The sequence below is a fragment of the Bacteroides fluxus YIT 12057 genome (assembly GCF_000195635.1).
In the GTDB taxonomy this organism is placed as follows: Bacteria; Bacteroidota; Bacteroidia; order Bacteroidales; family Bacteroidaceae; genus Bacteroides; species Bacteroides fluxus.
Genome location: NZ_GL882689.1, coordinates 218253 through 234600, shown reverse-complemented (window position 1 = coordinate 234600; position 16348 = coordinate 218253). Strand labels below are relative to the sequence as shown.

The 16348-nt window shown below is 44.4% G+C and carries 8 protein-coding genes; 5 read left to right on the top strand and 3 right to left on the bottom strand.

Annotated features, from left to right (window positions below; all coding sequences use genetic code 11):
- Positions 1–87: 87 nt before the first annotated feature.
- The 3 genes from HMPREF9446_RS14685 to HMPREF9446_RS14675 all read right to left on the bottom strand — a co-directional run bounded on the left by HMPREF9446_RS14685 (position 88) and on the right by HMPREF9446_RS14675 (position 6507).
- Positions 88–1902, bottom strand: a complete 1815-nt coding sequence (locus HMPREF9446_RS14685; protein WP_009126511.1) for a RagB/SusD family nutrient uptake outer membrane protein — start codon at positions 1900–1902, stop codon at positions 88–90.
- Positions 1903–1909: 7 nt separating this feature from the next.
- Positions 1910–5233, bottom strand: coding sequence for a SusC/RagA family TonB-linked outer membrane protein (locus HMPREF9446_RS14680; protein WP_009126510.1), 3324 nt, complete (start codon positions 5231–5233; stop codon positions 1910–1912).
- Between the two features lie 425 nt (positions 5234–5658).
- Complete coding sequence (locus HMPREF9446_RS14675; protein WP_009126508.1) at positions 5659–6507, bottom strand: hypothetical protein; 849 nt, start codon at positions 6505–6507, stop codon at positions 5659–5661.
- Between the two features lie 590 nt (positions 6508–7097).
- Between HMPREF9446_RS14675 and HMPREF9446_RS14670 the strand changes: the two genes are divergently transcribed.
- The 5 genes from HMPREF9446_RS14670 to HMPREF9446_RS14650 all read left to right on the top strand — a co-directional run bounded on the left by HMPREF9446_RS14670 (position 7098) and on the right by HMPREF9446_RS14650 (position 16264).
- Positions 7098–8264 carry an exo-beta-N-acetylmuramidase NamZ family protein gene (locus HMPREF9446_RS14670; RefSeq protein WP_009126507.1) on the top strand — a complete coding sequence of 389 codons (1167 nt, stop codon included), beginning with the start codon at positions 7098–7100 and terminating at the stop codon, positions 8262–8264.
- 37 nt (positions 8265–8301) lie between these two features.
- Positions 8302–9756, top strand: a complete 1455-nt coding sequence (locus HMPREF9446_RS14665; RefSeq protein ID WP_009126506.1) for a sodium:solute symporter — start codon at positions 8302–8304, stop codon at positions 9754–9756.
- A gap of 14 nt (positions 9757–9770) precedes the next feature.
- Positions 9771–12833 carry a golvesin C-terminal-like domain-containing protein gene (locus HMPREF9446_RS14660; protein ID WP_009126505.1) on the top strand — a complete coding sequence of 1021 codons (3063 nt, stop codon included), beginning with the start codon at positions 9771–9773 and terminating at the stop codon, positions 12831–12833.
- A gap of 68 nt (positions 12834–12901) precedes the next feature.
- Positions 12902–14776 (top strand): outer membrane protein assembly factor BamB family protein, encoded by a 1875-nt coding sequence (locus HMPREF9446_RS14655; RefSeq protein WP_009126504.1) that lies wholly within the window; start codon positions 12902–12904, stop codon positions 14774–14776.
- Between the two features lie 27 nt (positions 14777–14803).
- Entirely contained in the window at positions 14804–16264 is a 1461-nt protein-coding gene (locus tag HMPREF9446_RS14650) for a glycosyltransferase family 2 protein (protein WP_009126503.1), read from the top strand.
- Positions 16265–16348 lie beyond the last annotated feature (84 nt).

Sequence of the window (16348 nt, the reverse complement as noted above, 5' to 3'; positions counted from 1 at the left end):
GTTTAAAAACTACTGCATGACCCTATTAAGGGTGTGTCACACTCAACTGCGACACACCCTTCTTTTTTATTGCATGATTCCGGAAAATTACCAGCCCGGATTCTGCTCTAATTTAATAGAGGGATCTCCTAATTGTTCGCTCTTACTCTTATACAAAGATATCTGTCCTGTCGGAATAGGATAGAGATAATCTTTTTCTCCATAAGCACGTAACAATGAAGCGGCCTGGATAGGTTTGATATAGCCGGCATTACCTTCACGGTCCAAAACGACGTCTTTCAAATCATCAATGGTGTATGAAGTTCCGTTGGCCTGGTTGTATTCTTTCAAATAAGCATCTTTATCCAACCATGCGCCCAAGTTCAACTTTTTATTGATCTTCATATCTGCATAATGCAACTTACCCCAACGGCGGATATCATCGAAGCGAATACCCTCGTACACCAACTCAATGCGTCTTTCACGACGTACTTCCCAAAGGATAGGAGACACTTCGTAATCACCCGCTATCTCCGGATTACCCAAATCACGGTCCGGATCATTGATAACCACTCCTTTTACACTAAAGTTATTTCCACTTAGTGTTACAGAAGGCATATTTACAGAAGCTCTCTTACGGATTTCATTAATGGTAATATCCAGATCATTCTGTGACAAAGTGTAAGCTCCCATATCATGCAATTCTGCGGCAGCTTCCAAATAGTTCAGCAGCACTTCATTCAATTTCATGATAGGTGCATCGGTAGTATTGGTATTACTTTGCCCGGCCGCAGTATTGAACAAATCTTCATTAATAAAACGAGTACCGAAATAACCGCCAATACCATATACAGCACCGGCAATACCATTCAGTCGTACCCCTTCAGAGTCAATATTAGCCGCCAAGCGCGGATCCCGATTAGCCATTTCATCTTTGAAAACTTTATCACCTTTAAATGCAGTATTTCCTTCTTGATGAATCGGTAGTCCATTATTAGTCAAGTAACTATCAACCAAATCTTTAGAAGGCCCGTTACCCAATGTTTGCTCTGACTGCCATGACATTTCGGCATGAGTCAGAATCCCCTCTACATAAGAACGATACAATATCATCTCAGGGTTATTGCCCAAATCAAGTGAAATTGTCAATGCTTTATAATCACTTGAGATTTGATATTTCTGAGTACTCATGACCCTATTGGCGGCTGTCTTCGCAGCTTCCAAATACTTCTTGGCCAGTTCAGTGTTTTTTTCACGATATTTTTGCCAAGTCCCCTCAAACAACATAATACGGGACTCAAAAGCATTTACCACATGACGGTTTACACAAAGACCGTCGGTTCCATCAGACTCTCTTACGTTTACAGCTGCAAATTCCAAGTCGTCCAATACCTTGTCCATAACCAGACTTCTGGAATCCCTACCTTTATAAAGGGCCTTTTCATCTGTATTATCTACCACATGGTCATAATATGGAACATCACCAAACATACGCACCAAACGAGCATATTCCATGCCACGGAAGAACCGTGCTACACCCATCCAGTGCTTCTTCACCTCTTCGGGCAGAGTTGAGCCTTCAAGTCCGTCACATACAAGATTAATACGGCGGACATTTGCAAAAGACCAATTTCCACCAGTGGCAGGAGCTGTATTGGTAAAGAAAGTAGCTTCTTTTTGTGCCAGATCATCCACCCAATTGGCAACATTAGTGCCATCAAAAAAGTCTGATTTCACCCAACCACTCTCATAACCAGCAAAATAAATGTCATACCAACCATATATTGTAGAACGGATATTGTTCTCACTGTTATAAAAATCCGCACTATTCTCTATCTGGTCCATAGGCGGACGATCCAAAAAGTCCGAGCAGGAAGAAAGACCGGCGGCCAATGCTAAAACTGCAAATATCTTTGTTTTCATAATTTTATTAGAATGTAAGTTGAACACCAAATGAAATTGTTCTCATAAATGGATAGCTCTTTCCAAATTTGTACTCACCATTAGAGGCAGCCGCTTTCTCTGTTGTTTCTGGGTCAACCGGAATATTGGTATGGTCGAATTCAAATACATTTTCTGCGCTGACATAGATACGGCCACTTGTGAAAGTCATGGCTTTCATCCATTTTTCCGGAACTGTATAACCCAATGTAATATTCTTACAACGCAGATAGGACATGTTCTGCAAATAACGGGTCTGACGCAAGAAGTTCTGGCCGTTGTTTATCCAAGAATGGGAAGTGGGCGTAGGATAGAATGCATCCGTATTTTCCGGAGTCCAATAATCCATCTGATGTTCCAACCAACCTTCACCCGGCATAAATCCCGGAATACCAGTCTGGCCGACAGCCCATACATCTCTTGATCCGATACCTTGGAAGAAAGTACTGAAGTCAAAATCCTTATACGTCAATGCGACAGAGAAACCATATTCAAAATTAGGCAAGGTATTGCCAATACGCTTCAAGTCGCCATGATCTTCCAGGGTCTGTTCACCATAAGTAATTTCACCGTCACCATCCAAATCCTTGTATTTCACATCACCCGGGCCATATTTAAATGCTCCAGTTTCATACAATGCCTGTGAAGGAACTTTATTAGTGTCAATAAACCACTTTCCATCCGCATCCTGATAACAATCTTCATATTGGAACAAACGGTCTGTTTCATACCCCCAGATTTCACCGATAATCTTGCCTTCATAATTACCATAAATATTCTTGTTCGGATTATTGTACTTCGTGATTTTTTCACGAATCTTGGACAATGTTGCACGCGCCGTCAAGCCGAGTCCACACGCAAATTGCTTATTATAATCTATTGCCAATTCAAATCCACGTCCCTGCAACTCTCCGGAGTTTACCTTAGGCATCGTCGTGCTTCCGAAAGTCGAAGGCAAAGTTTCACCGGGCGAGTGCATATCAGAGGTAGTACGCTGATACCAGTCAAAACTAACACCCAGTGCGTTATTGAAAAAACGAGCGTCAAAACCCACGTCAATAGTGGTAACACGTTCCCAGGTCAACGACGGAGAAACGACGGAGGGAACACCGATATAAGGCATCTGTTTGCCATCTATCACCCATCCGGAAGATTTGTTCACAGACATTACAGAAAGGAAGGAATTGGCAGCCACGTCTTGGTTACCAATCGTACCCCAAGAGCCACGTACTTTAAAATCTGAAAGTACTGGTTTTGCCCATTTCATGAAAGCCTCCTCACTCAAACGCCATCCTGCAGAAACCGAAGGGAACAAAGCCCATTGGTCTCCCGAAGGGAATTTAGAAGAGCCGTCATAACGTGCATTGACCTCAAGAAGGTATTTTCCCATATAGTCATAGTTGACACGCCCGAAGAAACCAGCCGCTGCAAAATCATTATGATAAGTAGTACCATCTACATACTGATCTCCAATAGCCAGATTAATTTCCGGCTTATCAAAGTTCACCAATGTGCGACGATCTGAACTATGCCCTATCTTTTCACGGGTCTCGGCATCCATACCCACCATTACCTTCAAATTATGCTTTTGCGCAAAAACCTTTTCATAAGTAGCATAAGCCTTGAAAGTATTGGACATCGTATATCGGCTACGTTCAACCACCCGGTTATGGGTAGCACCATAGAAACTTGAATTATAAGTCAAAGGATTACTACTATTGAACATATCCCAACCACTGACTTCACCACCGTTACGTTTCTGATAATCATTGAGCAAAGCAAAGGTATAATCAAAATTAATAGCCAAATCCTTAATCGGATTGATAGTAGTTCCTAAATTCACACGTGTAAAGTTGTTAGTCAAACTTTCACGATTAGCCTGAGAAATTTCAGTCATAGCTGAACGGAAAGGTGTTCCTTGATAATCAGCGTAGGGATAGAAAGAAGGCCAACGCAACAGATAATACCAAACGTCCGTATAACCGCTCGTGTATTGATACGGTTCTGATTTCGTGGAACGGGAAAACATTACATTTGCCCTGACAGACCACCAGTCACGAATTTGTGTATTGACATTGGCATTGAAGTTATAGCGATCATACTCGTCCGTATTAACTTTCAGAATACCTTTCTGGTTCAAGTAACCCAAACTGATATTATAGGTTGTCTTATCACTACCGCCACTGACAGAAAGATTATGCTTTTGTTGAGGAGTCCAATCTTTCATAAACATATCCAGCGGGTCAAATTGACGATAGAAATAATACTTGCCACCACGCTCTTCAAAGTCTCTGCCTAACTGCATTTCACCCAGCTCATCTTGTGACATGCCTCCATAGGTATCATACCATTCTCTCATTTTCTCTACAGCCAACTCATCAACATTGTAGCCTATGGAACTAACTGTTGAAGCCCCATTTCTTTTAGCTGCAAGCAACATAGCCTGTGCTCCTTCATAACTCTTAGCCACTTGCGGCATTACAGTCGGAGTACTCCACGAGAAGTTGTTGGAGTAACTAACGCGCGGTTTATCATTTTTCTTGCCCGTTTTTGTAGTTATTAAAACCACGCCCCAAGCCGCACGAGTACCATAAATAGATGCAGAAGCAGCATCCTTCAGTACCGAGATACTGGCTATATCATCCGGATTCACCAAACTCAAACTGGGAACCTCCACGTTATCTACCAGAATCAACGGGCTTGTTCCTTCCGTAGCGCTCAAGGAACCGGTAGCACCACGCAGTTTGATATTAGAATCCACACCAATACCACCTACATTCGTTGTAATGCTCAAACCCGGAGTAATGCCTTGCAAAGCTTTTGCGATATCTGTCACAGGACGGCTTGCAATAGCTTCCTGAACATCCACATTGGCCACCGCACCGGTCAAGTTAACCTTTTTCTGTGAGCCATAACCCACAACTACAACTTCATCCAACAATTCGCTGTCTTCTTTCAAAACCACCCGCATACTCCGAGTTGCTTTAAGTTCTGAAGTTTGAAATCCGACAAATGAGATTTTTAAAACAGCACCTGGCTTTACATCCAAGGTAAACCGGCCATCCACATCAGTAATACAACCATTGGCAGTACCTTTTTCCACAATACTGGCGCCAATAACAGGGTCACCATTAGCGTCCGTTACAATCCCCGATACACTTTGGTTTTGTAACTGTTCCGTAATTCCTAAAGAACTACCTAAAGCAGTTGGGGCAGCCATTGCATTATTATTACATAAGAATAATGCACTTATCGCTACCGCAGTGAGGAACTTGCCACCAGCCAGTTCCCATCTTTTGCGATCTTCATTCATAAATGATTGATGATTTTGTTAATAAAAAATAGCTTTTATAAAATTTAAGATAAGGGTAAAAATAACGTGGAACAGTATAACCATTCCTTTATCAGTTTTTCATTAGTCCATAGGCATTTTCTCTGTTTAAAGGTTCACAACTTTATATATTATATCTCTTTTTTTCTCTTTTTACCAAGTCCTTGCGGAACTAAGTATGTATTTATTAAAAATAAACTTTTTCCAGTTATCAACTTTGTTAGTTGATTTAAGAGATAAAACTTGTTATTAACAAAGGTGTCAAAACAGTATGGAAATAATTCATTCCTTTCGACTTAGCAAAGATATGTTTTTATTTAATATCATGAACACTCATTTGCATCTTTTTAAGTTTATAATTAAAGTTTTGCAATATGAGCAATCTATACCTTAATTATATTAAGTATTTAAGGTTCTTCAATATTTAAAGAATGGAATTCAATCAAACCATTCATTGGGGTTTCTTCAATAACATCTAATTCAATACCAAATTCATGGGCAACCTCACGCAGCATGTCAGCATAGCTATATGCCAATGAACCGACAAAACGAATCGGGTAATTCTTATAGTCATATTGACAAACATTTCGGGTAAAGAAATTCCTTAAATTATTTGTTATCAAATCGAATACATAATTATCATTAACGTAGTCCGCCAAGAAATAAGATAAAGTACCCAAGAAACGATTGGGGAATGGGCGATTATAAACAGATTCCATCACCTCATTTGAGTTTATACGGAATTTTTCGAAGAAGTCAGTCATTATTTCTTTGGGAGCCAATCCTTTTAGGACATCTGATAGAAAAAGTTTGCCAAGAACCGCACCGCTACCTTCATCACCCAAAATATAACCTCCTGCCTTTACGTTCTTTACTACTATTTTCCCGTCATAAAAACAAGAATTAGAGCCTGTTCCCAAAATACAAGCAATACCGGACTCGCATTTGAATAGGCCACGGGCTGCAGCTAAAAGGTCACTTTCTACTTGAATAGGCGTTTTAAACTGTGCTACCAAAGAGGCTCCCAATACATTCTTTTTTTCGTAAGAAGTACAACCTGCACCATAATAATACACTTGTTCAAGTTTCTTCTTAAAGAAAATCTCTGGTAATCCTAATCGCACACTTCTACTAATTTCTCTCCGAGTTTGAAAAAACGGATTAAGCCCCTCAGTGAAGACACGCTGTATGAGGTGGTTGTCTTCAACCAAAGCCCATTCTGTTCTCGTAGAACCACTTTCTGCAATTAGTTTCATAGATAATTAGTTTTAGAATTGAATACAAATATATAGTTTTTTTTAATCTCCCCAAGGTGTATTTGCGAAAAAAACATTTTAGTCACGGAATTTTTCTTATCTGGTTTTCTTTTTTCCGTAGTTCCATGACACCTACGTTCTATCGTATTTTTTCATAAAGAATATGATGTACAATAAACAATGTGGCAAACCTTATATACCGAGTTGGATATAGTTCCGCAAGAACTGACAGTTAAGAATAATAAAGAGATAATATAAAGAACTATGAACCTCCAAACAACGAAATACCTATGGTAGGCAACAATTAAGATATGAGATAGATACAGTTCTTTCTTCTCTCACCATTCTCTTATCCTGTTTTAGAGAAACCTATTGATTAATATCAAAATCATCAATCATTCATGAATGAAGAACACAGAAAACAAGGGTGAGAACAGTGGGGACAGCCTTCCCGCTCTATTAAGTAAAGTATAAGCGCCACAGTTTGCAAATTAAGATTGATAATACTAAAAATTACCAAATAAGTGTTTTTGATATTAAAATAAAGTCTATCTTTGTTGCAGGTAACATCCTCCTTATATAATACTATTATGAAGAAACTGCTGCTTTTAGCTATTATGCTATGTAGTTCTTTCCTGTGTCAGGCACAAAAAGAACGGATTATTTTAGGCGATGAACAAACCGCCGAGTATTTTCCCATCCTAAAAGGCAAACGAATCGCCATTTTCTCCAACCACACAGGAATGATAGGAGACAAGCATCTGCTGGACATCCTATTGGAAAACAAATTCAACGTAGTAGCCATCTTTTCACCGGAACATGGTTTCCGCGGTGATGCGGATGCAGGCGAACACGTATCCAGTTCTGTTGACAAAAAGACCGGCGTGCCCATCCTCTCTCTTTATGACGGCAAATTAGGAAAGCCCAGTGAAACTTCCATGCGCAAGTTCGACATTCTGATTGTAGATATACAAGACGTGGGACTGAGATTCTATACTTATTATGCCTCCATGTGCAGACTGATGGATGCCTGTGCAGAATATAACCGAAAGGTATTGGTTCTAGACCGTCCCAATCCGAACGGGTATTATGTGGACGGCCCGATTCTCGACATGAAATACAAATCCGGAGTAGGCTGGCTGCCTATCCCCATTGTACACGGCATGACTTTAGGAGAACTCGCCTTAATGGTCAATGGCGAACGTTGGTTACCCGCTTCACGCGTATGCGACTTGACAGTGATTCCTTGCAAGAACTATACACATCAGACCCTGTACAAGTTGCCGATTCCCCCATCTCCTAACTTGCCGAACATGAAGTCCATCTATCTGTATCCGTCAACCTGCTATTTCGAAGCCACCCCGGTCAGTTTGGGCAGAGGTACAGACCTTCCGTTCCAAGTATATGGCCATCCCAATATGACAGGTTACAGCTACAGTTTCACCCCACGCAGCATTCCGGGAGCCAAGAACCCTCCCCAACTCAATAAACTTTGCCACGGCGTAAACCTCAGCAACATGAGCGATGAAGAAATCCGGAAACGCGGTATAGATTTGAGCTATGTTATCGATGCATACAGGAATCTGAATATGGGCGACCACTTCTTCCGTTCTTTCTTCGAACTATTGGTAGGTACGGATTATGTACGCAAAATGATAGAAGCGGGCAAAAGCGCCGATGAGATAAAAGCAATGTGGAAAGACGATGTAGAGAAATTCAAGGTACAACGCAAGCCCTATTTGCTCTACGAAGAATAATCATCAAATCGTAAATCATTAAACCGTAAATAAAACCATGAGCCCACTCTCTGTCATCATTACCATCGCCGCCTACTTCGCGATATTATTTACCATATCCTATATTGCAGGCAGAAAAGCAGATAACGAAGGATTCTTTGTAGGTAACCGTAAATCATCCTGGTATGTCGTGGCCTTTGCCATGATCGGCTCCGCCATTTCGGGAGTAACCTATGTGTCTGTACCCGGTATGGTGGCTGTCAGCGGTTTCGGCTATCTGCAAATGGTACTGGGATTCATAGCCGGACAGCTTATCATTGCTTTCGTCCTGGTACCTTTGTTTTACCGGATGAACTTGGTATCCATCTATGAATACTTGGAAAACCGTTTCGGCATGTCTTCTTACCGTACGGGAGCCTGGTTCTTCTTCATATCTAAAATGCTCGGTGCCGCTGTACGCCTGTTCCTTGTATGCCTGACCCTGCAACTATTGGTTTTTGAGCCTTTCGGCCTTCCTTTCATTCTGAATGTAGCCATCACAGTGGCTCTGGTCTGGCTCTATACTTTCCGTGGCGGAGTCAAATCCCTGATATGGACAGACTCCTTAAAAACATTCTGCCTGGTGGTGTCCGTTGTACTCTGCATAGGTTATATCGCATCCGACCTGAATTTGTCATTCACCAGTATGGTAAGCACTATCGCAGACAGCGACATGTCACGCATCTTCTTCTTCGATGATGTAAACAGCAAGCAATACTTCTTCAAGCAATTCTTGGCGGGTGCTTTCACCATGATTGCCATGACGGGGCTAGACCAGGACATGATGCAACGCAACCTGAGTTGCAAAAACTTCAAGGATTCACAGAAAAACATGATAACCAGTGTTATCTCACAATTCTTTGTCATCCTGCTTTTTCTGATGCTGGGCGTACTGCTCTACATCTTTGCCGCCAATCAGCAGATTGAGGTAGCCAAAGGAGACGAGCTCTTCCCGCTGATAGCCACAGGCACGTATTTTCCCGCTATCGTAGGTATCTTGTTCATTATAGGGCTGATTTCTTCCGCTTACTCCGCCGCCGGTTCCGCACTGACTGCGCTGACCACCTCCTTTACCGTCGATATTCTTGGAACAAAGGGAAAGGCAGAAGAAGAAGTCGTTAAAATCCGCAAGAGAGTACACGTCGGAATGGCAGTAATCATGGGCATCACCATCTTCGTTTTCAACCTGCTCAATAATACCAGTGTAATTGACGCAGTTTATATTCTGGCAAGTTACACTTATGGTCCTATACTTGGCTTGTTTGCGTTCGGAATCTTCATGAAACAACAAGTCCGTGACAAGTACATCCCTCTGGTAGCCATTGCCTCTCCTGTGTTCTGCTACATTCTTCAAAAGAATTCTGTAACTTGGTTCGGAGGCTACCAATTCAGCTACGAGCTTCTGATATTCAACGCACTGTTCACGTTTATCGGACTCTGCCTGCTAATAAAAAAAGACAAAAAGAACAATTAACTTAATGCATCATCATGAATGTAAGACGTCATTTCTTACTTAGTCTGCTCGCCGCCTCCCTCTTCCCCCAAATGGGAGGCGCGCAAGAGCTTCCGACGGAAGTCCGTCAGGAAATCGGAAGATTTTTGGATGCCACCGCCAAAAAAGAAATTTCTGTAGGACGTATAAAGATTGACTCTGTAGCCATTATCGGCAATACCCTGCAACTGTTCGCCAACATGAACTGTGCCTATATTCCTTTCCGGGAAAAGAATGTTGCCGAAATCTACACAGGTGTAAATGCCCTACTTCCTGCCGAGTTTGCCAAATACCACCTGCAAATCCGTACGAACAAACGCAGCATCGAGGAACTTATCCCTCAAGCTCTACGCAGTAAAAAAGACAAAAAAGCAAAAACATTCAACCCTGGTGCCGGCACCCCCCTGACAACGAACCTTTCCGCCCCCTATACTCCCGCCAATGGATTACGGGACCGGCATATCGCATTGTGGCAAAGCCATGGCTTCTACTACGAGCCGAAACTGACACGCTGGGAATGGCAACGTGCACGCATCTTCCAAACGGTGGAGGACTTATACACACAAAGTTATGTACTCCCCTTCCTCGTGCCGATGCTGGAAAATGCAGGCGCCAATGTACTGCTTCCCCGTGAACGCGACTGTCAGACAGTAGAAGTGATCGTGGACAACGACGGCAATCTCAACAGCCGTTCCGTCTATACGGAAAATATAGCCGACAAAGCGTGGACACAAGGAAACGGGAAAGGTTTTGCCCATCTGCGGAATCAATACATCGACTTTGAGAACCCATTCAAGGAAGGTACCTTCCGCACCATTGAGACTATCAAGAAAGGAAAAGAAAGTACGGCTGAATGGATTCCGGAAATTCCCTCCACAGGCCGGTATGCCGTATATGTATCTTACCAGACCCTTCCGAACAGTACGGACGATGCCCTTTACACCGTTTATCATAAAGGCGGTGCTACCCGGTTCAAGGTAAATCAACAAATGGGTGGCGGTACTTGGATTTATCTCGGTACCTTTGGCTTTGATGCAGGAAAAAACAAGACATGCAAAGTCACTCTAAGCAACCGTTCGGCCAAAGCCGGACAAACAGTAACCGCAGATGCCGTAAAAATAGGTGGAGGCATGGGAAATATAGCCCGGCGCCTATCTGACGCCGGAGTTACGGAGAACATAAAAAGTTTGGATGCAAACGCCGCCATCGTGCACAAAGAAATGCCGGAAGTCGATTATCCGTACGAGACAAGTGGTTATCCCCGCTTCTGCGAAGCGGCACGTTACTGGCTGCAATGGGCGGGCATACCGGACAGCGTATATTCAGAAAGCCAAGGAAAGAACGACTATACGGATGACTATAAATGCCGTGGCATTTGGGTGAATTACCTCGCCGGCGGTTCTTCCGCCAATCCTACAGAAAAAGGTCTGAATATTCCTGTAGACATGGCTTTCGCATTCCACTCGGACGCCGGTACCACACTGAATGACTCCATCATAGGAACACTCGGCATCTACCATACCAATGCTTGCAATGGAGTATTCTCCAACGGAGCATCACGTTACCTCTCACATGATCTGACAGATCTGATCCAATCCAATATCGTACGTGATATCCGCGCACTTCACGAGCCGGACTGGACCCGCCGGGGCAAGTGGAACCAATCTTATTACGAGGCACGTGTTCCATGCGTACCGACCATGTTGCTGGAATTACTATCCCACCAGAACTTTGCAGACATGCGTTACGGTCTGGATCCCCGTTTCCGCTTTACCGTAAGCCGTGCCATTTACAAAGGAATGTTACAGTTCCTCTGCTCACAATACAATATGGACTACATAGTCCAGCCTCTCCCGGTCAACCGGATGTCATTACGCATGGCAAGTGAGAATGAAGTTGAACTGACGTGGCAACCGGTCACCGACCCTCTCGAGCCGACCGCCACAGCCGAAAAGTACATTGTATATACCCGTATCGGAGACGGGGACTTTGACAATGGCGTATTGGTAGATAAAAACTGTTATCGCACTGTTCTTCCTTCAGGAGTGGTATGCAGTTACAAAGTCACGGCCGTCAATAAAGGCGGTGAAAGCTTCCCGTCCGAGATCCTGTCCGCCGGACGTGCCTTCAATTCCCAAGGTACGGTATTGGTGATAAACGGATTTGACCGTATCAGCGCACCTGCCGATTTCGTTGCCGCCGCTCCCGCGGATACTTTGCTTGCAGGCTTCTTAGATGATCTGGACCATGGAGTACCTTACATCAAGGATATCAGTTACATTGGCAAGATGAAAGAATTCCGCCGTTCCATCCCTTGGATGGACGATGACGCTTCCGGTTTCGGAGACAGTTACGGAAATTATGAAAGCCAGGTCATTGCCGGCAACACTTTTGATTACCCTGCCGTGCATGGTGCAGCTATCCTGAAAGCTGGCTACTCCTTCGTATCCGGCAGTGACGAAGCTGTAGAAAACGGGCAAGTCGATTTGAACGACTACAAATATGTCGATTTTATTTTAGGCAAAGAGTGTCAGACCAAAATGGGCAGAGGCGGTATTATGCCTTTGGAGTTCAAGACATTCAGTAAGCCGATGCAGGATGCCATTGCAGCCTACTGCAGCCAAGGCGGAAATATCTTCATATCGGGTTCATACGTCGGAACCGACTTGTGGGACAACCGCCTTGCCAAAGCAGAAGACTCCGACAAGAAATTCGCCACAGAAGTATTAAAATACAAATGGCGTACAGGCCAGGCAGCCACAATGGGCAAAGTTAAAAGCGTGGCTTCCCCGTTCGCTGTCCTTACCGGAGACTATTCTTACCACAATGAATTGAATCCGGACTCCTATGTGGTAGAATCTCCGGATGCCATTGAGCCCGCAGGCAAGGAAGCCTACACGGTAATGCGTTATTCGGAAAATAATCTGAGTGCGGGCATAGCCTACCGCGGCGCGTACAAGACGTGCGTATTAGGATTCCCCTTTGAGTCCATACGCACCGAATCTGAAAGAGAAGCTCTGATGAAAGCTGTATTGACGTTCTTTAACGAGAACGAATGACAGGCATTCACAAAGGCAATTTTTATCATTAACAAAGACAACATCATCAATAAAAACAATTATCATCTATGAACCGAAGACAATTCTTTCTCATCCTGCTTACGTGCCTGCTTCCCCTCGGGATGCAGGCACAGCAAGAAACATTCCGGTTTGCACAGCTCACGGATCTGCACCTGAGCCCAAGGAATGCAAACCCCACGGAGGATTTACTACGCAGTGTGGCGCAGCTCAATGCTACCGACAGCCTCGACTTCGTGCTAATCACCGGTGATGTCACCGAAGAAGGAGATCGCACCACAATGGAGAAACTGAAGACGTGTCTCGACCTGTTGAAGATGCCCTACTACATTGCCCTCGGCAATCACGAAACCAAATGGAGCGATTCAGGCTGTACCGCTTTCAGCGAGATCTTCGGGGGTGACCGTTTTAAGTTCGAGCACAAAGGCATTTTATTTCTCGGTTTCAATTCAGGACCGCTGATGCGTATGGCCTATGGCCATGTAGTACCGCAAGACATCAACTGGATGAAGGAAAGCATGGACGCGTTTAACCAAGGTAACCCCAAACGGGGCAAACCCGTGATACTTGCCACCCACTATCCCATGCAGGAGGGTGATGTAGACAATTGGTATGACGTAACGGATGCCGTACGCCCCTACAATGTACGCCTGTTCATCGGCGGACACTACCACAGCAACCGCAATCTGCGTTACGACGGCATTCCGGGCATTCTGATGCGCAGCAACCTGCGTGATAAAGAAGGCAAGCCTGGTTATGGCATTTACGAAGTAACCCAAGATTCTATCCGGGTCTATACACAACGTATCGGGGAACCCCCAAAGAAATGGGCCGCCTTTTCCTTGACCCGGTCTTATTACGACCGTAACGGCAAGGCAGAAAAATATCCGGACTTCTCCGTAAATAAGGAATTTCCCAAGGTAAAAGAACAATGGACAGTACAGACCGGTGCAGGTATCTACTGCTCGCCTGCCGTAGAGAAAGACAAGGTATTTGTCGGCGATGACTTGGGATGCCTGACAGCTTACACCTTGAAAAATGGGAAGAAGTTATGGAGTTTCCAATCCGGCAAGCGTATCGTAGGTACTCCTGCCGCGAGTGAAGGCATCGTCGTATTCGGCTCTGCCGACCGCCATATCTATGGATTAAGTGCCAAAGACGGAAGCCAGCTATGGAAAGTTGAGGCTGCGGAACCAGTGCTAGGAGCCGTCACCATTGAGAACCGCATTGCCTATATCGGCGCAAGCGACCATACTTTCCGCGCCATAGACATACACACAGGCAAGGTTATCTGGGTTTATACAGGCATTAAAGGCTATATCGAAACCAAACCGCTCGTTACAGAAGACAAGGTTATCTTCGGTGCATGGGACAATACCTTATATGCATTGAACAAAACTGACGGCAAAGAATTGTGGAAATGGACCGGTGGACTGACCCGTATGCACTTTTCGCCTGCTGCCGTATGGCCGGTAGCAGCCAACGGAAAAGTATTTATTACAGATCCGCAGCGTGCCATGACCGCCATTGACATCCAAACGGGAAATACGGTATGGCGCACCTTCCAGTCCATGGTACGTGAAACCATCGGCTTATCCGAAGACCACGAGCGTGTTTACAGCAAAACAATGAATGACAGCATCGTCTGCTATTCCACCCTGGAGGACACTCCCCGGGAACTGTGGGCATCGAATGTAGGATTCGGTTATGAACACGCACCTTCCATGCAGGCAGAAAAAGAAGGTATCATGTTTGGCAGTACCAAAGAAGGCCTTATCTTCGCACTGGAAGGGAAAACAGGCAAGGTGCTGTGGAAACACAAGATAGGAAACTCACTCATCAGCACTGTAGTCCCGCTGAACGGACATGAACTCCTTTTCACGGCAACAAGCGGTGAAGTGGGACTTTTGAAAACTAAAAAATAAGAATCAGAAATTAAAAGAAAATACATTATGAAGAAAATCAGTTGCTTTCTTCCTTATGCAGGAAAAGAAGAAGTAGAAAAAACTGTCGCAGGATTGCAGGCTACAGGACTCGTAAAGGAGGTCTTTTTGATAACCACAGACGCTAACCCCGAAGAACTGCCCGGCTGTAAAATCATAAGAACGGAATATCCTTTCAGCAGCATGATGATACAGACGATGGCACACGCTGCCGAAGCTGACTATGCCTTGCTCTACACCAAAGAGACCACGCTTGAAATGGGTATGTTTGCTCTGGAACGCATGATACACATTCTGGAAGACTCCAAAGCCGGCATGGTGTATGCCGACCATTACCAGATAGCTGACGGCAAACAGAGCAACGCCCCGGTCATCGACTATCAATTCGGTTCATTGAGAGATGACTTCAACTTCGGCTCCGTACTCTTGTTCAATACTAAAAAACTAAAAGAAGCCGCCGGAAAGATGAAGTCAGAGTATCACTTCGCCGGTCTTTACGACTTACGCTTGAAACTGAGCCAACTATCAGAATTGGTGCATATCAATGAATACCTTTACAGTGAAATAGAGAACGACAACCGCAAAAGCGGTGAGAAAATATTCGATTACGTCGATCCCAGAAACCGTGACCGCCAGATTGAGATGGAAAAAGCCTGCACCGAGCATCTGAAAGAAATCGGCGGATACCTGGAACCGGAATTCAAGCAGATAGAATTCTCGGCAGGCAATTTTGAGTATGAAGCCTCCGTCATCATCCCGGTACGAAACCGCATCCGCACCATCCGCGACGCCATCAGATCCGTACTGAACCAGAAAACCGATTTCAAGTACAACCTCATCATCATTGACAACCATTCCACAGACGGCACCACCGAGGCCATCGATGAATTCAAAGATGACAAACGCCTCATCCATCTTATTCCCGAACGAAACGACCTCGGAATCGGCGGTTGCTGGAACATGGGCGTACACCATCCCAAGTGCGGCAAGTTTGCCGTGCAACTGGACAGCGACGATGTATACAAAGATGAAAACACCCTAAGCATCATGGTACGTGCTTTCTATGAACAAAACTGTGCCATGGTGGTAGGTACCTACATGATGACAGACTTCAATATGAACATGATTGCTCCGGGCATCATTGACCATAAGGAATGGACACCCGAAAACGGACGCAACAATGCATTACGCATCAATGGCCTGGGCGCTCCCCGCGCGTTTTACACACCGGTGCTCCGTGAAATCAAAGTGCCCAACACCAGTTACGGTGAGGATTATGCCTTAGGATTGAATTTTTCCCGCCAATACCAGATCGGCCGTGTATATGACGTTGTATATCTCTGCCGCCGCTGGGATGACAATTCGGATGCGTCCCTTGACATCGTAAAGATGAACGGTCACAACTTATACAAAGACCGCATCCGCACTTGGGAGTTACGAGCACGGGTTACGCTGAACCGGCAGAAGTAACTTCCGCATATCGTAAATTGCCAACGTACCTATCGTGCCAAAGATAAAGGATATGTCATGGCCGTAGGGAATAAATTGTAAATA